Genomic DNA, 22,177 nt, shown 5'->3' with positions numbered 1-22,177 from the left:
TTTGTGCTGAGAGCGCCTGACTGGACTTGGTGATTTGCTGAGTTGGCGAGCATAGGTTATTAGTTAGAACCCCTGTGCCCGGAGATCTGCCAATGTTTCGTCGGCGTCACGTAATGCCACGGATCGCATCCAGAATCTCAGACGATCCGGTTTGAGCAGGAAGATAAAATTCCCGTCATAGATACGTGCGATGCGGGTGACCTGTAAAACTCCGCCCTGCCGCTCATGGAGCAACGCCCCCAATTTCCCCTTTAGCGCCTCAGCATCATTCCAATCCACCTTCCCATTGCCAAACACAAACGGTTGACAAATGACACCTGGCCAAGCCTGCGGGGCCAGCGCCTGTACTGGCCTCTTCTTGTAGATGGCATTGACTTGGCGCACAAAGATCTCGCTGAAAGCGGGGACTGCGGCAAGCCCGCTCTCCTTCATGGCCTTCGAATCCTCGCCGAGTCGAACAAGGTCACGGTAATAGTCCACGATGTCGTCCATCAGGACCTCCTCATTAGGACTCAGATCCAAGCTTCCTTCCTTAGGATAAAGTATGGAGAACACATCGTCGGCCTGCAATGCAGTTGCCTTTTGAACAAAGAGACGCGGACTGATCAACGCAAGATGTGCTTGCAGTACACGGCGAGAACTGCACATCCACCTGTTCAGTATCTCCAGATCAGCAATATCTTTTTCCGGTGCACAGAATCCGACAATCTGCTGACCGTAGGTGAGGTAGGAATCCCTCCACAGACAATGCGCTAGGTCCATTTGCTCTCGAATAAGCAACATCGGCGGCGTGTATCGGCTACTCGTGTATGCCGTCTTAAAAAGATCGCCCGTGGCGACGGTGATTTTACTGCGATCTACCCCATCCTCCAGAAGCGCTTCGGACGGTAGATACTTCTTCCCTGTGATATGGCTGGCCGCTACGCGTTTACCTTTCTGGGCCTCAATAAAACCCTCACCGAAATCCCAACCCTTTTCCTTGGCATACTCGCCCAGAGTCCTGTAGCTTTTTAACCGATTAACCAGTCCCAGCGCACGTCCGCCACCAAGCAAGTCCGTACGCCACACGGCGTCATTGGTCAAAGCAAGTTGTCGGGGCAACCAGTGCAGATCGTAGTAGTCGATATCGAAGCCCTGTTCGGCATCAGAGCGCCCACTGCGTCGAAAGGTTGCATGCAGAATTTGCCGATCTTCCGGCGCCGGTACCGCTTCCGCAACGATTACGATGATCTTAGTGTCAGCCTTGCCCTTTTGGAACAACCCACGCACTGAAATGAAATCGAGAATCTCCCGCACATCCCATTTAGAAATGAAGTCACGCCGAAATGAAAGCGAGTGCTGGTTGTAAAGGAAGTTGTACTGTTGCAGCATACTCAGAATGCCGCCCTCAGCGACCATTTCCATCGCCTCGTGCAGAAAGAGATACGCAAGCTGCTTATCTGGTAGCGTACCAATGGTCGCGTTATAACGTTCATAACTCCGCTTGGCGCCCGGCGTCGTCAGTTGCGACGTAAACGGTGGATTGCCGACCACGACGCCGATGGGGGACGTGATCAAGTTTTGCTCCTTGGCCTCAAAAAAGCAGGACAAGTGCAACGTCTTTCCAGCAAGTGGCGGAAACAGCTTGATGGTGGCACGGATAGTTTCCGGCTCTAGCGCATCACAAAGCGCCAAGCACAGACTGAATGCAGCAAGTTCTATCGCGCCTTCTTCACAATCGATGCCGTGAACGTACTTCAACAATCCTTTTAGGACGGTGACACCGGGCTTTTGCCATTGGTTTCGACTACGCCAATGCAGCACCAGCCGTTTGTAGGCTTCCACGAGAAAAACGCCCGACCCACATGATGGATCGAGGATAATCTCACCGCGTTGTTGCAATCGATCAAGACGCGCCCAGCTCAACGACTCTTCCAGCATCAAGCGTACGAGAAACGGCGGCGTATAGACGGAACTGTCGGCATCCTTAACGAACAACTGATAGATATGACTGATAAGTTCAACCGGCAAGTCCTTGAACGAATAGAGTTGCCAAAGCGTCAATTGGCCACCGACCTCTTCACGTCCTTCAATTAGTCTTGAGAAGCGACTTAACTGTTGACTGCCCTTTAACCGTTCGCGGTCAGCTTCATTAAACGTGAAGACGTGTCCATTGAATCGCCCCTCCAAATCCTCCAGCAACGAGACCAACGCAGGACCGTTGGCAAGCACTTGAAAAAACTTGGTCGCATCAGGAAGGAAGCGCGCGAGATAACCATCCTTGAAAACTTCGCGCTGTTCCAGATAGGCGATCAACAACGAGAGAATCAATAACTTCCGACGCAGGTGCTTAGGCAAGATACCTTCGTCGTTCAGTTCATCACTGATTTCCTTGACGGCATTGATAAGGCCTTTGTGCGCAGACTTGCTCGACGAAAGCAAGACCTTACAAGCCTCCGTATTATCCCACAACGTGCCGTTGTGCAACTGCTCTCCATTCCACCATGGGTCAGCAGCAACCGCCGAAGCAAGCAGCAATGTACGAACCGGATTGCATACCAGCTCTCCAGAGGAGGAAACAAAGTCCGGACCGTGCGCGCACCGGAATAATTGCAATTGTCCGGGCAGTTTCCGATAGACAAGTGGCACGCCACCCCAACTCCACAATTTTTTGTGGATCTCGGCAAACTCCTGGTTCTTCTCTGGTCCCTCGGCAATAAAAATGAACGCTTGCGCCACAGCACGCTTGCCATTGCGGCTTGCTTCAAAGAATACGGCCTGCGCGCCGTACTCGCGCGCCTTTTCCATCATGACCACTTCTTCGGGTGGCCGTCCATCGTTCACATAGCTGCCGACGAGGACGAGTCCTTCCACGTGGCCCGCAGGGTCACTCAGATGGTCCCACCATTGCTGGTGGCCCTTTATCAACATCTATACACCCTAGACATGGTCGCGCTCACGCCAGTGCCACCAGATGCCCCACCGTTTCTGGAAATTTCTGCACTAGACGAATCAATGTAGTTGCCTGGGCATTGGGCTTCGCGCGCCCCTGCTCCCAACTCTCCAATGTCCGTGCGTTGGTGCGCAGGTACATGGCAAATACCGGTCGCGACAAGTGCAAATGCTCGCGAATTTCCACCAACTCACCTGCGGTAACAGCAGGAAGCTTGTGCATTTTCAGTTTGTGCGAACGCAGCGTGACCTTACCCGTTCGCGTGCATGCCAAGGCATTAAAACCTTCGGCCACCTCAGCAAACATATTTCGTTTCATGGTTTCTTCCTCGCGTTGACTTCTATGTCCAGCAAACTCTTCAGCACTTTTTTCTGCGCTGCACTGAGGTCATCCTGAACGTCTTTGCCATACAGAGTGAAAGCCATAATTGCGCACCGCCCAACCGCCAGTAATAGATGACCCGGATACCCTTACGTTTACCCTTTTGCATTCTTCATTCTTTCACCTGCGAAGCGCACCTCTCATCAACCACCCGTACTCTGGATGACATCCCCGGCACGCGAGTCTACATCATTGAAGCTCATTAAATACGTCGTCGTCAAGGTACATAGCTCGGTAAGGCTCGAACGGCGGTAGCTCAATGAATGCGACGCCCATTACTGTACGCTACTTACGTATACTTTTAAAGTACAGAATCTATTGGTTGGACCAAGTGTTGAGGATACGCAAATCTGAAGGGAAAGCAGCCTGATTTATGCGTTTTAGCCACATAAAGCGCGACGATCAAAGAGAAAAGTGGACCCGCCCATTACGGGCGAGGTCCGCATGGCTCACGCCTTTAATTGCTGCATGCCTTGGGCAAGCATCCAAAGCGCCCGGTTCAGCCGCAGGTTTTGATCTATTCCCTGCACAGCCCGAGTACGCTGCTGACGGCCGTTGGCGGCGCGGCTGGAGAGCCCACCTTTGATGAAGTTTTCCTGCACCCGATTAAAGGTCGACCAAAGGTCGGCCTTGCGCTCTTCAAAGCGTCGAGGCATGAGTAGCTGGCTCTCCGTAACGGGTGCTGGCTTGTTCGGATCGTCATATTTAAGTGCCAAAGCAGAGCGGGCAAATATTTCTTGCTCGCCCTCTTCCAGCGTGATTGCGCGCATGGCCTCGCGCGATGAATGCACCTGCTCAAAACCTTTCAGAACTTCGTAGGCACCTTCGATGACCCGATCGGTTACATCGCCCTTATGCGGCACACGGACATCAGCAAACGTATCACCGCAAACCAGGCCGTTATGGCAAACGAAACGGAACATGCCGGCGAGCATCTGGTAGCTGCTGGAGCCATCATGCGAGTTCAGTAGGATGATCTCGTTGGCCTCGGCACCACTGATCTGGCTTGCGTGGCGAAGGCGTATGAGGTGCTTGGTGTGTTCGCGACGATCTTCATTGCGAACACGCGTTTGACACACCATGAAGGGCTCGAACCCCTCCTTGCGAAGTTCCGACAGCACGGTGGCGGTCGGGATGTAGCTGTATCGCTCGGAGCGACTTTCATGCGGGGTTTCCGCAAAGATGGATGGAACAACGGCACGAATCTGATCATTCGACAACGGTCGATCAGAGCGCAATACCGGCGACCGAGCTGAGAAACTGGAAGCGAGGGACATAATGAGTCTCCTGGATAAAGAAGGCAGCGGATCTCGCTTATGCGAGAAGTGGACTACTTGGGATGAATGTGCGAATGCCCACAACCACGTTGAGTGGTTGCGGGCGGCAGAGCGAGAAAGATCAAGCCCCTGAAACGGGCCTTGAGGGTAAGATTAGAACGACGTTGCCATCGCTGGCTCGTCGGTCTGCGGTAGGTCCTGAATTTCGCCTTCTGCGGGTTCGCAAGGCGTTGCATCGTCGTTGCTGCTGGTCTGATCTGTGCCCTCAATCGCCAAAGCGTCCTCGGGTACAGGGGCCTGGGGAACAGCCGGATAAACCTGCTTACCATCGACCTTGATCAGGCCGATGTGAACCAGGTTGGACTTTAAAGACAAGGCGGCTTCGCCAGCGCGCTCACCCTTGGTACGGAGGTACGGATCGGTCTTCATGTCATTCAAACGGAAGGCAATCAGTACTTTGCGTTCGGACTTTACAGCCTCGACACAGCGACGCACCAGGTGCTGGGCATCGGCGTTGGTGACGATGGTATCGATGTACCGATATTCGGGTTCATCGACCGGCCCGGCCAAGGCGCCAATGGAGCATGACAGGAACGGGTCGCCATTTTTCGGCGCCACTTCCTTGGGACGGTTCAGATACCCAATGCCTCGGGTGATCACTTCATGCTGTTCGATCTGTGCCAGTTCGGCGCGATCAATCAACTCGGCTTTGAGCAGTCGGCCTTTAAGGCTTCCCGCAGGCTCCCCCTTGCGCTCGCCGCTGGGACGAATATAGGGGTCGCCCCAGAGGTCGCCAATCCGAAAGCGGATCAAGGGCCGCTGTTTCGGATCATCGACGCCGACGTAACGCTGCACCAGTGTCTTGGCATCAGCGCCAGAGACTTTGACGTCAAAAAAGCGCAGCGTCGAGTCCTTTGCAGGACCGACCAGCGCGGCGACGGTGCATGCGAGGAAAGCCTCGGCACGACGCCCGCCTCGTACGGGTACCATCCGGACACGCTGCAAATAGCCAATGCCCGAAGTATGAAGGTCGAAGTAGGACTTCGTATTGGATGAGGTTTGGTTCATGGTGAATCTCCAGTGAAAAAGAAGCGGAAGACACACCATGCCCAAAGCGGCAGGTGCGTAACCCCGCGATGGGTTGAGAAAGGCAGCTGCATCACCACCAAAAAAAAGGCAGTCGTTCGCGCAAGGATGCGGTGCGAACTGGTGTGGTCACGCGACAGGCGTCGCGCCGCAACCTTAAAAACCAATGGTCGCCTGGCATGTCGCTGACAACGTCAACAATCATGGGTCAAGGGTTGCACCATGCCTGCCGATACGCCACCAACAATGGGTGATCGCACCGGACCGTATAGGCCGCAACCAATGGAATCACCAAAAAACAAGCCCCCGATGGTTGGTCGGGGGCTGAGATGGGACTAGGTTGGTTAGGTAGTAGAGGAAAGCGCTTTCTTGCTGCGGGCTGGCTGTTGCAAGGTCTGAACACAAATGCGGCGCCAGGTACCGTCATCAATCAAATCGGCCAAGGTCTCCCCCAGCATGTCGAAATAAACATCGTCTCGGCGCTCGACCTGTTCATCGTCGCGATGCAGCGCCACCGCATACGCATCATCGGCACGCAGATAGATCACGCTGACGCGCCCCGAGAACTTCGCAGTTTCAACCGTGAAGCTCACTGTGGGCGGTGTCCGGATGATGTCTGCAGGCGTGGGATCAACGAGGGAAAAGTCCCGTGCTTGTGCATCGACCAGCATGTGAGCAATCCGCCGATGCCCATCGGGGGCAGGCAGTTGCTCCAGTTGTTCGATAAGTTGCTGCAGTTCCAGACACCGCGGCTGCGCAACGGGCAATTTGGCCGGTGCCGCACCCAGGATCATGCGTTGTACGGTATAAGGCGTGCCGTCTCCCGTGTGTTCGATGACCTCTTCCGGCGTATCGGCACGCTGACCGTCGAAGCGACGGCGTGCATAGGGTATGACTTCGACCTTGGCTCCCTCTTCGGGAACTTCGGTGATGAGCGTACGATCCAGAACAGCAAACTTCGTTCGACTGATTTTGACAACAATGGCCTCATCAGTGGTCGCGATGACTTTGCCCTCAAAAGGCGACGGATCAACGCGAAAGCCCAACATGGACTCCTTCGGTTCACCGTCGAATATGTTGAATTGGAAGGATCGCGCGTTACTCGGCACATGACCGGCAACCAGAGTAGGCATTTGTTGACGAATGGTTTGATGATCCATGATGGAGTCTCCGAAAATACGGAACCTCTCATCCCCAGGGGATGAAAGATCCCGTGGGGGTGGAATGGACGATGATCGTCCGGAGATGAGGTCAGCCAGCGAACTGTGTGTTCGCCGCAGTCTTAACGGCCTTGACTGCCTGGGATGCTGCCGGCTACGCCAGCGAACATGCTTTAAGGATGAGGCAGTGAAACGATGCCGTCTGTCATGAAACAGTTGCGGTGTTCATCCGCTTTCCAAGCATGCAGACAAAAAGAAGCCCCTGGGTAAGGGGCAAATGAGAAAACCTACATTTCGTAGACTGGGAGACCATCTAGTTCGGGCGCATCGGCATCGAATATCAGAATGCGCACATCGGCTTTGGCAGCTAAATGCAGCACGCGCATCAGCTCCTCTGGCATCCCTTTGGACAGATGTTCCTGGCGCAATTGCTCGGCGGTGATCTCTTCGATGGACCGCAGGTTTTCATCCGTCCAAGGGGTGGCGATCAGCTTGACGCCTATGGCCGGGCTGTACGGCACCCGAAACGCGATAAACATGAAGCCGGTCGGCGTGGCAATATCGGCTAAATCACGCAAATAACGCTGTGACTGCTCGGTGATGTGAGCCGTGCTGATTTCCCAGGCGCGGCTGTATACGCCGGTCTCGAATTTCAGGCGGCGTACCACCTCGCGGGCGGCTTCTTCGGAGTAGGTGTCGCCCACCTGCACCGGCTCGCCATCGAAATCGTCTGCGACAATGGCGTAGACCACCGCACTGACAAAGCCTTCTGCCTGGCACTGGGCTTTCAGTTCTTTAGGCACATCCTGATCCACGGTAATGATCGCGAAATCTTGGCAACTCAGGCAAGGAAATAATGCGATTTGTTCGTCGGAAAGGTGTACCTGGCTGTCATGCAATGGTCGCCAGACTGGCGAGCAGCGCTCATGGTAAGTGATGAGCAACGTTCGGATAATACGCAGGTTCTGATACCCACGAGCGAAAGGGTTAACGATCTTGGTCATGGGATTTCTCCAGCAGAGGATAAACGGGACCAATCCCCTACCGGGGATTGAACCCCGGTGGGTGGAACATAAATAGCGACCGGTCAGGCCGCGTCGTGAATCAATCACCAAAGTTGGTGGTGTCGCCCAGCGCTTTGAGCACATCAATCAGGCCGCAGTTGGCCAGGACATAGAGGTGGTTGTAATCGTCGCCAGTGGGCGCTTGCTCATTGGCATTGATCTGTGCGTCCAAGTCGAGAATGGTTTGCCGCACGCTTTGTGCGATTGTCAGCGGCGACTCGGCATCTTCATCGTCCATGGATTCGCCCAGCGCAGTGAGCACCGCCCTGGGAGAGAGCGCATCGGTGACGGATTCGTATAACACCGGCACTTCGCCGCGGCAGATGGCTTCCTCAGGCTTGTCGCCGATCGAAAAATGCGTGATCTCGTCGTCGGTTGCACCTTCGGTGTCATAGTCCACTACCGCGATGCGTGGCATAGGTATCTGTGCGGGCCAGTCCTGCACGAGAAGGGATTGAACGAGGCCGCCTTCAAGGACGACGGCAAAAGATGGGTTACGGGGCATATAGTCACTCCTAGATAAAAAGGAGGGACATGACCCCGAGGGGACCCATGTCCCTCATAGGGGTAAAAAGTACGGCGGTTTAGCTTCGCAATCTCACCAGCCGTTGTAGTGCAGCACCAGGTCCGCAATGACCTGCCGTCGTTGCAGATCCAGCCCGCCCAAATCAGACAGGCCTTCAAAACCACAGCGACGCAGCATGGCAGCGCCTTCGCTGGCGTTGTAAAAGCTGACCATGGCGGCCAGGAACATGCGCTGGCCGCTGCTCAGGACACCCAGGGAGTCATTGAGCAGGAACAAGTTAGGACGTAGATCCCACTTACTGGAGGCAGCGGCCAGACCATCGTGTGTGCCATCGCCAAACCACTCATGTCCGGCGATTTGAACACCGCGCTTCCACGCTTGGAAAAAGGCCTCGGGCGCGCTGGCGAAATACCTTTCGTTTTTTGGGAGATGATCAACGAGGTAATGTGGCAAGAGGAAATTGATAGCGTTCTCCTTGATATGGATTACGAATAGTGCAGCTGTGTCCAGCCGCCTCGATTGAGCGCACGCTGAGCGGCTGCTGAACTTCGGAAATACTCAACCGACTCGCGAGAGACGGGGCCGTGGGCGTCGCGTGTACCGATGTAATGGCCGGCGGCGCTGTTCAGTACTTCGAGCGGCAGAAAGGTGCCGACGTAGGTCAAGGCCAGATGGCCAAAAGAAGCTTGCTGGGACATAGAGGAACTCCTTGAGGTAGCGAGACGTCCATGCCTTTAACGGGATGGCAACTCCCGCTGGCGGTTGAAAAATCGGCATCGGCGCCGCGATGGCACCCGTCCGCAAACTTGATGCGATGACGGACTGGTGGGTGGCATGGAGAAACTCCACGGCAGCCTGAACCCGAGCTGCTGGCATGGTGCTGACACAATCAGCAAAACATGCGACAAGCATCGTTCCGATGTCCGCTGTTAGCAGCCTGAAATGGGAAATCAACCGTTACCCGATTGACCTTGCGATGAAAGATTAAGTTGTGTGTTCGCCCGTGGCATAGCGTTTCCATACGACAAATGCCTCGTCTGGAGCTAGTTCAGCCAGAATGACGATGGGCAGGGCCTGCCGTGCGCGCAAGGCAGTGAAGTATGCCGGTCGGTCTGTGATCGTTTTGAGCTTAACGCCTTTTAAAAAAAGCAACTTGCCGTTTTTGATGAACAGCACTTTATTGCCGATGTCACGACTGAATGCAGTGCGCAGCTTGCGATCGGTGTGTAGGGTTTCAGCTAACTGGTCGACGAGAAAATCCAGTGTCATCTCGATAACAAGCGGGGTATTATCCTGACCGGTCACACCTCCTTCGAACTGGGCCGGTGGTAGACCTGTGGCAAACTGTTTGGCATCGGACAATTGCGAGGCTTTGCCTTCCAGAGCATGAAGGAAGGTCGACCCCCCGCGCCCGTCGTTGCGTGCTTGAGCAATGGCGATGCCGTCCAACAGCACGGTGGCAGTGAAGCACAGTGTCTCTTCGCTGGCGAACTGAGCCACTTTGAGACTCTTTAATGTGATGCGCGATTGCTGAATTGTGGTTTCCATGTGGATTCCTAGGATGGTGTCGAGCGATGGCACTCCTCTGATGGGACGTGACATGTACTCATATGGTTGGAGAAATAAGCATCAATGCCCGCGTGGGCAACGTTCGCCGGTGCGATGCATGTGCGAACTGGCGGGTGACGTGAGGAGGTCTCACGGCAGCCTGCAAACCCTGGCTGCTGGCATGGTGCTGAAACGATCAGCGACCCATGTCATAAGCATCCGATGACGATTCGGATGTGTCATTTGCCAATCGGTACTTGGTCGTATCAGATTGCTTGTGAGGAAAAAAGCTCCCCGAAGGGAGCGGAAAGTAAGAGACTGTTTAGGGTTGAACCGCGCTCAGTTGACCTTCGCTGTCAAATACCAGATGAATGCAAGCATTGGCGAGCTTAGGTTGGGCGATGTTCCATAGAAAGTCAGGCAACAAGGCCTTGAGCACCTGATCGGGAGACTGTGAACAGCCCACGGCAATAAAAGTCATGATGACTATAGCGTCTTCGTCTTCGCGATCCTCGTCGTACCGTTCGTCGAATAGGTAGTCGGAGACCAACTCAGTCCTGCCCCCCGCAGTTGGTGTCAGGTAGAGCGTGTCCGACTTGCGCACGGCTTCCACCGTATACTCTGGTTGATCATCGAAACCAACATGAAGTGTCTCAACCAACTCCAGTTCAACGTCGTCAGCCAACCAGAGACTAGCGTCCTTGTGCAGAGTTGTCCCTGATCGGACGCGAATCTGCTCGGGTGTGATCTGTCTGATCAGACAATTGAGCCAGTGCCCGTTGTCAAGGCGAGACTTATCCAGCAAAAAGGCATTGCTGGCTTCCAGATAGACTTCGGCGGTATGCTCATCGTTCTCGTCAGTGACGATCTGCCAGACACCCGACTTTTCGAGTACTTCCTGGGCGAAAACACCCGAGGGCAGACAATACTGCCAGTACCGACGAAAACCGGCTGGCTCCTGTACCCAGTCACGAAACCAGGAGCGGGGAACGAAGGGGACGTCGTTGAGCAGATCGGCGTTGGACGAATCGAGGCAGGTCTGCGCATAGTCTTAAATAAACTCTCTTGCCGCTAAGCGTTGCTTGGCCTCAATTAAGGCTTCGCGGTAAGCTAGGTCAACGGCAGTTTGGATGCGTTTGTGATCTTGAGCCTCATTCAGCAAGTACTGGCGATCTGGCAGTTTCGCGAGCGTATCATCGGGCAACAGAATGATCTGATGCTTGCTGTACATTGGCCGTTCGCCGATAGGCAGGCCCTGCAGGAAGCACCCCCACTGCATGCGCGAGGCACGCAGGTCGATAAGAACTTCACCCATGTTGGTTTGTCGCCACGACAAGGAAGGGTCGGCCAACGGCCTGTCGATTTCAGTGCCATTCAAAAAGACCGGAACGGGAAAGGCTTTGCACAGCCGGTTGAGCTTGCGCCCGACCCATTCGGGCAGGTTGATGCCTGCATCGGGGGACTGGACACCATCGAGACGAATTTCGGTGCCTACGCGTGGCGACTCTGGATAAACCAGGACAGCGTCGCCGCGCATGATTGCTTCCGTTGCGGCGTTAAAGGCCTGATCAATGGAATGAACACTCAGGTGTTGAGCAAAGTACAACGTGGAGAGTACGCCTAGACCGAACGCGTTCTCACGGGCTTGCAAATCTTTATCCCAGCCCGACTCGGCAATGAAGATAAGGGTCTGCAGGTCGGCGATACCGACTCCGTCGTCCCTGACGATAAGCGTATCGCCTTCGACGGTGATTTGGATGTGGCTCGCTTGGGCACGCCGAGCATTTTGCAATAGTTCGCCAAGCATGGAGGCTTGGTTGAACGCATGCCGTAGGTTGGCAATCAACTTGTGCTGATTGGTTTTGAGACGAATAGTGCTCATAGGATGACTCCTGGAAATAGAACGAACGCCGGTGAGGCGCAGTGGAAAAGATAAGAACGGCTTGACCCTACGCGCAGACGCATTGGTCTGGGGTTTACCCGTGTTGGAGAGGCTGGGCTGAAACGCCCAATGGAGAAGCGGCATCGACATCCGTAATGGATGCGCGTCCGCGGCGTGATGCGAAACGGACGAGGTGGTCGGCGCGAAAACTTCGCGACGCAGCTTGAACGACCGGGGCTGCTGGTGGTTACTGAAGGTTCAGTAAGTCAGGCCTATAGCGTGGCGTTGAGCGTTCAGTTAGTCTTGCATCAATCCGCGCCAGACTTCTCCTCTTTTCGTAGGTGCTGCATCAGCCGTTGCCCCAGCCAGGATAGGCATGGCACAGCCATGGAATTGCCAATCGCTGTATAACGCGGGGTATCGGCGGCTGGCTTGCCACGGTATGGCACCAGCGTGTAGTCGTCAGGCATGCCCTGCAGCCGTTCGCATTCAATCGGCATCAGCCGACGCACACGCCACTGCGACCAGTGCGTGCCATCTGGCTCGTGGGGCATATACTGGAAATGTGCCTCGTAGTGTTGCAACAGCACAAGTCGTTTGTCACCTCCTCCTACAGAGGCGCGTAAGGTTGGGGATATGTGCGTACCTAGCTCCGTATTCGTTTCCTCTGCGCGACCGCGCAAGGAGACGCTGAGTACCATCGGTACACCTTGACCAGGCTTGCCGCCACCGGTTGAGAGTGTGCCGACCACCTGACCATGCCCAGACTCCCAACGTAGCTCGTCGCGGGAGTTTTGGGCGAAAGCAATGATAGGTACACGTTTACCGATAGCCTCCTCGCTGTTGCCTGTGCCGCTGTTGACGGTTTCCAGCGTGTGGGTGATGTGGTCGGCTGCCGATTGCACAACGTAGGTTTCAGTGCTGGCATCATGTTTAGTACCCGCAGCCAGCAGGCACGATGAAACCCCGACCGGGCCGGCGCCATTACCAAACGCAAAAGACAGTGTTTCATCGCTATCGTTTTGATTCAGCCATCCGTATCGACCTGATGTTTTAGTGCTTGCGCCAGCAGTGCAGGCAATGTCTTGCCACGACGCAAAGCCCTGTGAAGAATCCCCGTGCAGGCCTTTGCGCTCAAAAAGTACTTGGGCGGGATCGACGTCATCTCGACCACTTGCCACAAGAAACACGCGCTTGCGGCGTTGGGCGAGACCGAAATGTTGAGCGTCGAGCACACGCCAGGCGAGACGGCGTTGGGGGCCAGACACGTAACCTGCGTGCGTCCATTTCTCCCCTGGCGGTTCGAGCGCACGGCTTTCGCCGGCCAGTACACCCAGCAGGCAGCCAAAGGCGTTGGAGCGGTCACTAAGGACGCCCGGGACGTTTTCCCAAATGATTGTGGCGGGAGGGCGTTGATTTTGTTGGCGGGTTTGGTCGATGACATTGGCTAACTCCACGTATTTGAGGGTTAAGGCGCCACGCGGGTCGGAAAGCCCCTGACGTGCGCCAGCGATGCTGAACGCTTGGCAAGGCGTCCCGCCCACGAGAATGTCTGGCGCGACGACCTGACCGTCACGTACCAGTGTGGCGATCTGAGTCATATCGCCCAAGTTAGGTACGGCGGGATAGTGATGGGTGAGTACGGCGCACGGGAACGGGTCAATCTCTGAAAACCACGCGGCTTGCATACCTTGTGGTTGCCACGCGAGACTCACGGCTTCAATACCGCTGCACACGCTGCCGTACTGCAATGTTGTGTGGGTAGGCTGAGGGTTCATTTGCGTTTCTCCTGTTCGTAGGGGCCATAACCGACATCGGCCGGGCCGGAAGGTAGTGGTAAAGCAGGAGAAAGGTGCCGAAGACCCATAAGCCTTCGGCGCGGGAGGAAGTCACCACCCGTGGGCTGATCTAGGCTCACGGTTGTCGCTAGAACCGTACGCTGTCACAGCAATCACACCCGGCCCATGTCGTGGTTGGGGCCGGCATTGTCTGGCGCACATCCGCGCACAAAGGGAGCCCGGTGTTTCACCGGCGGGCACCGGCACCGATTACCGTTAACCCCGAAAGGTCTCCTGGTGCCTCGCAGGGTGACGCGACGGCAAAGTACCAGGGGACCCATCGGTGCCGACGTGACGATCAACGATCAAGGGAAAGCGCATGGAAGCGTTTCAAGTAAAAGCATCCTTCTGGCCTCGGCAGCCGTCTTCGGCGTGGCGAGGCACGCACACGGTTATAGAAGGAGTGGCGCGCTGGGAATCCCGCAAAGCTGCGGGGTTAATGCCATACAACCGGATCGGCCTGCATGGCACAGGGGGTATTGGGCATCTTAGGATGCCTTGGGTGCGCTGCGGCGCTTACGCGGCACACTGCGCTTGGCGTTGGCCGATTCAACCGGCAACGTGCCTTTGCAATCGGGATAGCGCGAACATGACCAAAAAGGACCGTTCTTGCCGGTGCGTTGGCGCATGGCCGACATACACAGCGGGCACGGCGGGCCTTGGGGCACCTTGATTGATAAGGCGGTGCCCTGGTATTGGGCGATGATCTGCGCAATCCAGGCCGACTGCTTGTCGATGAAGACCTCATGGGTAAGCTGGCCCGCCTCGATCATATCCAGCGCTTGCTCCCAAACCGCCGTGGTGCCGGGATCGACAATCGCTGTAGGCACGGCATCAATGAGTGTGCCGGCCGCCTCCGATGCGCGGACTGCCCGGCCTTTCTTGAGCAGATAGCCACGTGTCAGCAAGCCGTTAATAATATTGGCGCGAGTCGCCTCGGTGCCGATACCCACCGTGTCCTTCAGTTTCTGCTTCAGGCGTGGATCGGACACAAGCTTCGCGACGCTTTTCATAGCCTTGACCAGCTCGCCTTGCGTGTAATAGCGGGGAGGCAGCGTCTTTAGCACCTTAAGATCGACGTTGGTCACCTGGCAGGACAGGCCTTGCTTAAGTGCGGGCAGCACTTGACTGCGCGGGGCGGTGTCATCGTCGGCATCCTCCGGTTGCTGCTCGGCCAGCACCAACCGCCATCCTGGGATGACGATCTGCTTGCCTACGGCTTGAAGATGTTCGCCTGTGCATGAAAACCGCGCAATGGTGCGGTCAAACTCGTGATGGGGTAGAAACTGCGCCAGGTAGTGCGCACGGATCAGTCGGTAGACGGCCAGCTCTTTTTCACTCATGGCTGACAAGTTCGCGGGTTCCAGCGTGGGGATGATGCCATGGTGAGCCGTTACCTTACTGTCGTTCCATGCACGCGAGCGCTGTGTGCGATCAAGCTGCCCCATGACAGGCTGTAACGTGGAATCGGTTTTGAGCATGCTGTCAAGCACGGCTGGCACATCGGCCAGCATGCTCTCGGGCAAGTAACCCGAATCCGAGCGTGGATAAGTGGTGGCCTTGTGCGTTTCGTACAAGGCTTGAGCAATGTCCAGGGTTTCCTGCACATCCAAGACCAATTGCTTGGAACAGATTTCCTGTAGTGTGCCCAGATCAAACGGCAGTGGCGGACCTTCGCGCATTCGCTCGGTTTCGACGGACACGACCTGGGCGGCACCGTTTGCACGTAATTGCTGCGCCGCCTGCTGCGCTACGGGCTCCTGCAAACACCTGCCCACCTCGTCGGTGCAGGCTTCGGGGGCCAGCCACTGCGCGATGAAAGATTGCCCTGTAGCAGAGAGCGCCACATCGATGGCCCAGAACGGGATGGAAACAAACCGGGAAATTTCCCGGTCACGATCCACGACGAGTTTAAGCGTGGGTGTTTGCACCCGGCCCACGGACAGCACACCATCGTAGCCGGCCTGCCGACCCAGCAGGGTGAAAAGGCGGCTCAGATTCATGCCCACCAGCCAGTCAGCACGGGAGCGCGCCAAGGCCGAATGGTACATGGGCAGCGTCTCAGAAGACGGTTTCAGAGCGGCCAATGCCTTGCTAATCGACGCATCGTTCAAGGCGGACAGCCACAGGCGCTGAATAGGTCCTTGATAGCCACACAGATCAACGATTTCGCGGGCGATCAGTTCGCCTTCGCGATCAGCATCGGTGGCGATCACTAATTCGGTAGCTTGTGCCAGCAACTGCTTGACGACTTTGAATTGCGTGGCGGTCTTGGGTTTGACTTCGACACGCCAATGCTGGGGAATAATGGGCAACTGCTCAATCGACCAGCGTTTAAGCTGCTCGTCATAGGCTTCGGGCGGTGCCGCCTCGACCAAGTGGCCGATGCACCAGGTCACGATGACGCCTGGGCCTTTGAGGCAACCGTTGTCGCGCTGCGTGGCACCGAGCACTTTGCCAATATCTTTGCCCTGCGAGGGCTTCTCGCACAGAAATAGCCTCATGCTGTTCCATCCGGATCTCGTTGATACTGCCAATGGAGACAGCATGGACGCAGCGTCAGATTCGGGCAGTAAACAAGTTGGACATGGTGCAAGCGCTTTAACGGCGTGCTCACCGACGCGCGAAAGGATCAGGCCGAATCGGGAGGGTCTGGAACAGTTGCGTCCAGATCGGGAGGCGCGTGGAACACAGTGGACGTCAGTGGCGCTACCCCCAGGGGATATGTCCAGGGGATATGTCCAGGGGATATTGCTCATTCGCATGCTTAGGACTATGATCACAACCGGCACCCGCCTAAGTTCTGGTCGACTTAAAACAGGTAACCTCGCTCCATCCTAAAACATTACTTCGCTTTCAACGATCCGGGATACCGGCTGTTCGATCGCGACAAAACGTCCAGCGCCCGAACAGACGTGGAGTATTCCGACATGGCTACCTTTCTAGCCCCTGCCGCTTACGCAGCATCAAAATCCCTCGCCGCGCAAGGGTTATCTGCCAAGCGCTCACACCTCTCTGAAATCATCGCCGCATTACTCGGCTACCGCACCCTCGCCGCTTTAACCGCCGAAGAGCTAGATCCGGGTCTGAACTACCATTTAGACGACGCGGAGTTCATTGTGCTTAATCAGCCAATGGGAATCGAGCGTGCTGCAACCCTGAACCAACAGGCGAGCGTGCAGGTTGTCGCGCACTGCGTAGCCGCCCTAAAAGGCGCCATCACCCACGCCCAGGTATGCGATGATATATCCGACTTCTACGACACCTACGGACGCCAGGCTCTAGCGGAAACAATTTATGAGGACGAGGACGTAGCGATCTCGATGGCGGAAAGCAATGCTAGCTTCGTTGATGAACCCGAGCTCAGCATCGAATGCCCGCCCACCGAGGATCTTTGGACTGCTGTCAATGAATGGAAAATCCAATCCGACGGCGAAATGATAGGAGAGTACGATCCGAATGGCGATCGCATGTTCAATGGGGACACGCTCAAATGCAGTGGATGGCTGGTCTATCAAAAGGCCGGACGTGCCGGCCTAGTATTCCAGGAAGGCGGCGCGGGCGCATCTGCCGATGACAGTTGGCGGGATCAAGATTACGAGGACGAACAGGCGTATTTCGCGTATCAGCAATCCTTGAAACCCTAAGTCGAGACTCGGCATCGTCGCTTGCTGGGCGACGATGCCCCAATCGAACCAACAAGCCGACTGCCTAACCTGGACGCTTGGCCAGACGGTTCTTAAGTAAGAACCAGCACATATTAAGAGCGAATGATCGGCCCAGGCGCGTCATTTGATCCTGAGATATGCCCACAGGTCTATGAGCGCCGGGACTCAAGAACCCAAATACACCTGCCAACCCGCGTTCCTCTTCCAGAGTAATTTCATCGCACTTGCGTAAAAACTCGATCACACTGCCCCATTTGGCTGGGTCATAGGGTGCCGGATTGGGGAAATAATAGGCCACATCAGCGGCAACATCTACAGCCAAAGTTTCAAGCGCGACACGTGCGTTTACCAACGCGGCGTTGAAATCAGGAGGCGTCGCACGGAACGCTTGAGCCGAATCGTTAATTTTCGAGATAATATCTTCGCGCTGAGGGGCAGTGCAATTACGTAGCGCCTCAACTAGGTCATCTTCCACCGGTGCTGCCTCGCCAACCGAAGGATCTGTCTGAATCAGCTTCTTGCTTTCAATGGCATAACCGTCTAGCAATAGGCACTGCGTCAGATCGTGCATACGCTCGTCAAATCGATACTTCGGATTGACCCGCGCGCGCAAATCCCCTGCAGTGCTCACCACCTCACTCAGTACCAACATGATGGTCCGATCGTCCAGGCCTCGTGCGATATTGTTCAACTGGGACAGCAGTTGGGACGAAGTCAATGAAAGGTGTGCAACACCATACTTGCCCAACAGCACTATCGAAACAGCGGGCTCCTGTAATTCCAGAAACTGCGCAAAGGAATGCCGCGTCCTCAATCCAATCATGCTGTGAATCTCCTTGAGTCTAATGCCCGTCGTAAAGGCTCTACGCACAGTGTAACGAGTGATCACGTAGTGCCGACGTAATAGCAATAGTCGAGACAGCAGAAATACTGCAGGGAAAGCGTGGAACACAGTGGACGTCAGTGGAGCTATCCCCTGGGGATAGGTGTATCGCCCGACGTTAAAAAAGGAGCAGCAACATCGACATGCCGCTGCTCCACACAAAATAAGTTATTCGTCCTCAGCCGCTGATTCGGCACTGACGGACTTGGCGCTGACTTTGATCGCCTCCAGCCGAAACGGCAAAATGCCCACGCGCCGTGCTTCGATTTTGAAAGTCACGCGCTCGTTTTCCTGGGCGTCCTCCCATTCGTCCCGAACAGTACGCCCCTCCACCAACACACGCATGCCCTTCTGGTACAGGCTGGCCCAGCTCTCGGCATCGCGATGCCACAGCTCGACAGGAGCCCAGAAACCACCGCGGTCCTCAAAGGTGCCATCCTTCTTTGGCACAGGATTGTCAAAATAAACGTTAAGGCGCAGCAGCCGACTAGGTTCGTCGTTGCCGTTGGGAAACTCACGATACTCCGGGGCTGAACCGATGTTGCCTTCACCGAAAAAATGCGTACTCATAGATCAATCTCCTGATGCTTGGGGTGCCTGCTCCGGCGCAGGCGGTTGGGATTACCGCTGATCGCGGTCTGTCTCAGACATAGATCGCAGCCGGCGCAGATAAACGTCTTCGGCCTGAGCCAACTTGTTGGCGCATTCCCGAGCCTGGCGCCCGAGCGTGTGCAAAAGACTGATCTGCATGTTCAGCACAATGCGCTGCTGCTCGATGGCATGCAGGTCATCGAGCATCGTGACTGGCGTGGCGGCGCTGGCCATCAGCGCCTGCCACAACGCCACGCCCATGGCCGAACGATCATGCTTGCGCCAGCGCAAAAAGGTCGTGCCTGCGCCAGTGTTTTGTTGGGCCAGTTCCACATCCAGCAGGTGAAAGGGATAGCCGCTCGTCTGTGGCAGGACCCGCCGCTGCGCCAGGCCTATCATGTCGTCGCGTAGTGCAAAGCACTGGTTGGCCCAATCCTCCAAAGCCCCCTTACCTTTAAAAGGTTTTAAAAGGCCTTTTAGATAGGCCGCGTGTTCCAGCCGCAGGAAGTCCGTCTGTTGCAACGCCTGGAAGTGGCGGCGTGCGCTATCGTGGTGATCGCTCATGCCGATTCGTCCTCGTCGGTGGCAACAGGCTCAAACGTGTCGGGCGAAGCATCTGATGCGACAGACGGCGTATCGCTCGCATCGGGCTCGACATGGCTACTCAGCGGCTGGCCCCGGCGCACGATCGGTGGCGCAAAGCGTGAGCGCCTCGTACCTTCCAGCACATCCTCGGGCAATTCGCCGAACTTCTCGATGGCGGCTCGCGCGGCGGCATTCTTGGCGGCAAAATCGTCGCGCTGCGTACCCGAGTAGCGGTATTGCTGCGCCAGACTGAACAGGCTGCGCAGTGCGTGCGCACCCTCATTTAGCCAGCGCTCCAGTGTGCGGCGATCGATCAGTGCTGTGTGATGCGCCAGGATAAGTTTGCGCGCGATCTCATCGTAATCGGCCAGTAGATAGACGGCGGCAAACCCTAATTGGGCATTAACGAAGAGCGGCAGCTTAACGGGCTGCACGTTCAGGTTCTCCCCAAGGCTCAGCGCCGATGGCACGTTAGTCAGGGCCTGATCGACCTGCTCGCCCAGGGTTTGAAGCGTGGTCTTGGTTTGCTCGAGCTTGTCTTCAATGCGCAGCATCCACCAGTCGGAATACGGATCGTCTTGCTCCGCGCCACGTTTGAGCTTGTTCATAATCGACACAAAACCGTTTAGGCCGACGATCGCCGGCTTACCTTCGGCGGGCGCACGCCCGTGCCAGATGCGTGAGGCGTGGTGCGTGTGCAGCGTGAGCGACATGGCGCTGCGCAGAGACCCGAGGTTCAACTGCAAGGACTCGGAGGAATTTCGTTCGTTGGACATAGTGACGACTCGTCGTGAATGGGTAAGGCACCATCATCGGCATGAGCCAGAAGGCAGTCAGTCAAGAAATGGATACGCGCTTATCCCAGTTTCGCCGTGGCCGCACTGGCCAGCGAATTATCCCCAGGGGATAGCTCCAAGAACGTCCATGGTGTTCCGATCCTCAACACGCGATGGCTTTTCACGTGGAACGCAGGCCATGGCTGCTCCCCCACCCCGCTAACCGGACTCAGTCCTTATTCACCAATTCACGCAATCGATTGAGATGTTCCAGAGCAACTTCGGGCGGCACCACTTCGCGCGGCGCTGATTCGGATGTAGGTGCTTTAGTGGGTGCCGGGCCTTTCGACTTTCCTGCCCAGGGTTTGAAGTCCCCACTGATCGCGCGTTGAATGATGCCAAACAGATAGCCGGCAGGATTACGCACCACCTGGTTATTGCAACGCGCCGCCCACTCGTCGAGCACCGCCTGGCGTAGGGACTCATCCACCTGGCGTAGCGCGACCAAGGTGCCCGCCTGCTGCTCTTGCTTTAATTGCCCAAAACGTTGGGGCAAGCGTAAATTCTGTGCCCCGCGAACGGGCTCAGCCGTACGTACTTCTTTAATACTTACCTCACGTACTGTACGGTCCCGCTTCGGATTCGGAAGAGTGCCGTTTGACGCGGGTTTCACCCCTGCTTCGGATTCCGAAGACGGGGCTTCGACATTCCGAAGTAAGCCCGAGCCGCCTTCTTCGGATTCGTGGCGCCCCCCCTCCTGTGGATAACTCTTGTCTGGCGCGTCCTGCTGCAGGCGTTGCGCGAGCACGTACAAACGAGAGGGCAACGTGCGCCCCTGCAACAAGGGGTCATCGGCAATTTCCTGCAACGTATTCAGGCCGACGATCTGAACGGCCTTGGCCGAGTGGCTCAGAGACTGACTGACCAGCTCCAGATAATCCGGGTCAAGCTGCATGGCTTCAAACGGCGTCAACGGTTCGTCGTGCAGCACATAGAGATTGCCCTGAATACGACCCGTTTTGGGGTCGCGCCGACGGCGCACCAGACTGAGCCAGCGCGTCAGACGCAACAAGGTCAGTGCGCGCGCCACGGTCTCATGCGAGGCTTGAGCCCCGCACGGCATCGAGGCAAGCCAGGGTCGCAATTGCTCGTAGGTGGGAAATGCCGTGACACCGTCATCATTGAGCAGCAGCCGGAAGACTTGCCAGGCGTTGCGCTCCAACGGTGTCAATCGTCTATCGAGAAAAAGCCGGCGCGGAACGCTCTCGTGCCGATTACCGCTATAGAGAAACCCATCGCTCGCTGGGTTCTGCTCCTGCTCGGAAGAAAGTTCCGTCAGCGCACCGTCCAACAGGTTGGACAGCAAGACGGGGCCATCGTGCCGACTCGCTTCATGGTCCGCCACGACCTAGCCCAACCCTTGGTCAACCCAGCCCTTGATTGCTGACCAGACCACGGATAGCGGCAGCGCCATGTCTTCGGCCAAGTCCATGGCGGCCTCCAACATGGCGGCGTCATCATCACACGCAATGCTTCTGGCCTCTGCAAACACCCTCCACTGCTTCCAGAGCGCCGTATCCTGCTCTTCATCCAGCACGGGGTGGCGCCCCTTGCGTTTGGGTAATCCCAAAATGTCGCGCCGCAGAGCGACCTCCTGATGCGTCAAACCGTAGAAGCGACCGACCATTTCTGTGCTGGCACCAAGCCGGAGCATGCGATCCACGAAAGCGATCTCTTTTTCCGCGTCCTGAGCCTGTTGCAGCAACCGCTTGACCACGTCGCGATTGATCGACACAGAGCACCACGACACGGAAGCATTCAGGAGCACGCTAATCAGTTCGGGACGCTTGAGCGCGTTAAGCTCTTCCTCACCGAACCCCATCGCCTTACAGCGGCGCAGCTGGCCGTTGCGCAGATCGTACAGCGCCTGGGCAATAACGGCCTGATTCAAAGGGTGTGGTGTGGACATGACGATCCTCC

21 protein-coding genes are annotated in these 22,177 nt (G+C 56.2%); 1 reads left to right on the top strand and 20 read right to left on the bottom strand.

Annotated features, from left to right (window positions below):
• Positions 1–63 precede the first annotated feature (63 nt).
• The 14 genes from OOZ48_RS03145 to OOZ48_RS03080 form a co-directional block, all read right to left on the bottom strand.
• Positions 64–2,853: an HsdM family class I SAM-dependent methyltransferase gene (locus tag OOZ48_RS03145; protein ID WP_269495582.1), complete on the bottom strand. Its 2,790-nt coding sequence runs from the start codon at positions 2,851–2,853 to the stop codon at positions 64–66.
• Between the two features lie 82 nt (positions 2,854–2,935).
• Positions 2,936–3,250, bottom strand: coding sequence for a helix-turn-helix domain-containing protein (locus tag OOZ48_RS03140; protein WP_269495580.1), 315 nt, complete (start codon positions 3,248–3,250; stop codon positions 2,936–2,938).
• Between the two features lie 512 nt (positions 3,251–3,762).
• Entirely contained in the window at positions 3,763–4,590 is an 828-nt protein-coding gene (locus OOZ48_RS03135) for a DUF932 domain-containing protein (protein ID WP_269495578.1), read from the bottom strand.
• Positions 4,591–4,743: 153 nt separating this feature from the next.
• On the bottom strand, positions 4,744–5,658 hold the full coding sequence (locus OOZ48_RS03130; protein ID WP_269495576.1) for a DUF3577 domain-containing protein: 915 nt from the start codon (positions 5,656–5,658) through the stop codon (positions 4,744–4,746).
• Positions 5,659–6,020: 362 nt separating this feature from the next.
• Entirely contained in the window at positions 6,021–6,836 is an 816-nt protein-coding gene (locus OOZ48_RS03125; RefSeq protein WP_269495574.1) for a GTPase, read from the bottom strand.
• 287 nt (positions 6,837–7,123) lie between these two features.
• Entirely contained in the window at positions 7,124–7,840 is a 717-nt protein-coding gene (locus OOZ48_RS03120) for a DUF5983 family protein (RefSeq protein WP_269495572.1), read from the bottom strand.
• A 100-nt stretch (positions 7,841–7,940) separates the two neighbouring features.
• Positions 7,941–8,405: a hypothetical protein gene (locus OOZ48_RS03115; protein ID WP_269495569.1), complete on the bottom strand. Its 465-nt coding sequence runs from the start codon at positions 8,403–8,405 to the stop codon at positions 7,941–7,943.
• Between the two features lie 93 nt (positions 8,406–8,498).
• Positions 8,499–8,891 carry a hypothetical protein gene (locus OOZ48_RS03110; RefSeq protein ID WP_269496306.1) on the bottom strand — a complete coding sequence of 131 codons (393 nt, stop codon included), beginning with the start codon at positions 8,889–8,891 and terminating at the stop codon, positions 8,499–8,501.
• Between the two features lie 20 nt (positions 8,892–8,911).
• Complete coding sequence (locus tag OOZ48_RS03105; RefSeq protein WP_269495567.1) at positions 8,912–9,124, bottom strand: hypothetical protein; 213 nt, start codon at positions 9,122–9,124, stop codon at positions 8,912–8,914.
• Positions 9,125–9,410: 286 nt separating this feature from the next.
• Positions 9,411–9,974: a hypothetical protein gene (locus OOZ48_RS03100; protein WP_269495565.1), complete on the bottom strand. Its 564-nt coding sequence runs from the start codon at positions 9,972–9,974 to the stop codon at positions 9,411–9,413.
• A 322-nt stretch (positions 9,975–10,296) separates the two neighbouring features.
• Positions 10,297–10,659, bottom strand: a complete 363-nt coding sequence (locus tag OOZ48_RS03095) for a hypothetical protein (protein WP_269495564.1) — start codon at positions 10,657–10,659, stop codon at positions 10,297–10,299.
• A 366-nt stretch (positions 10,660–11,025) separates the two neighbouring features.
• Complete coding sequence (locus tag OOZ48_RS03090; RefSeq protein WP_269495562.1) at positions 11,026–11,856, bottom strand: hypothetical protein; 831 nt, start codon at positions 11,854–11,856, stop codon at positions 11,026–11,028.
• Positions 11,857–12,164: 308 nt separating this feature from the next.
• Positions 12,165–13,634 carry a DNA (cytosine-5-)-methyltransferase gene (dcm, locus tag OOZ48_RS03085; protein WP_269495560.1) on the bottom strand — a complete coding sequence of 490 codons (1,470 nt, stop codon included), beginning with the start codon at positions 13,632–13,634 and terminating at the stop codon, positions 12,165–12,167.
• A 548-nt stretch (positions 13,635–14,182) separates the two neighbouring features.
• Positions 14,183–16,198: a DNA topoisomerase III gene (locus OOZ48_RS03080; RefSeq protein WP_269495559.1), complete on the bottom strand. Its 2,016-nt coding sequence runs from the start codon at positions 16,196–16,198 to the stop codon at positions 14,183–14,185.
• 426 nt (positions 16,199–16,624) lie between these two features.
• On the opposite strand from OOZ48_RS03080, the gene OOZ48_RS03075 reads away from it, so the two are divergent.
• A complete protein-coding gene (locus tag OOZ48_RS03075; RefSeq protein ID WP_269495557.1) occupies positions 16,625–17,341 on the top strand; it encodes a hypothetical protein in 717 nt (238 codons plus the stop codon).
• A gap of 64 nt (positions 17,342–17,405) precedes the next feature.
• On the opposite strand, the gene OOZ48_RS03070 is transcribed toward OOZ48_RS03075, so the two are convergent.
• From OOZ48_RS03070 to OOZ48_RS03045, 6 genes are all read right to left on the bottom strand, one after another.
• Positions 17,406–18,185 carry a hypothetical protein gene (locus OOZ48_RS03070; protein ID WP_269495555.1) on the bottom strand — a complete coding sequence of 260 codons (780 nt, stop codon included), beginning with the start codon at positions 18,183–18,185 and terminating at the stop codon, positions 17,406–17,408.
• Between the two features lie 228 nt (positions 18,186–18,413).
• A complete protein-coding gene (locus tag OOZ48_RS03065) occupies positions 18,414–18,815 on the bottom strand; it encodes a single-stranded DNA-binding protein (protein WP_269495554.1) in 402 nt (133 codons plus the stop codon).
• A gap of 51 nt (positions 18,816–18,866) precedes the next feature.
• Complete coding sequence (locus tag OOZ48_RS03060; protein ID WP_269495552.1) at positions 18,867–19,400, bottom strand: DUF3158 family protein; 534 nt, start codon at positions 19,398–19,400, stop codon at positions 18,867–18,869.
• The gene (locus tag OOZ48_RS03055) at positions 19,397–20,197 is read right to left on the bottom strand and encodes a PFL_4669 family integrating conjugative element protein (protein WP_269495550.1); all 801 of its coding nucleotides are present in this window, start codon (positions 20,195–20,197) and stop codon (positions 19,397–19,399) included. The genes OOZ48_RS03060 and OOZ48_RS03055 overlap by 4 nt, the downstream gene beginning before the upstream one ends.
• Before the next feature lie 229 nt (positions 20,198–20,426).
• Positions 20,427–21,602, bottom strand: a complete 1,176-nt coding sequence (locus tag OOZ48_RS03050; RefSeq protein WP_269495548.1) for an STY4528 family pathogenicity island replication protein — start codon at positions 21,600–21,602, stop codon at positions 20,427–20,429.
• A gap of 3 nt (positions 21,603–21,605) precedes the next feature.
• Entirely contained in the window at positions 21,606–22,166 is a 561-nt protein-coding gene (locus tag OOZ48_RS03045) for a DUF2857 domain-containing protein (protein ID WP_269495546.1), read from the bottom strand.
• Positions 22,167–22,177 lie beyond the last annotated feature (11 nt).

The sequence above is a fragment of the Castellaniella sp. S9 genome (assembly GCF_027257175.1).
Classification (GTDB): domain Bacteria; phylum Pseudomonadota; class Gammaproteobacteria; order Burkholderiales; family Burkholderiaceae_B; genus Castellaniella.
This window is presented reverse-complemented; position numbering and strand designations above follow the sequence as displayed.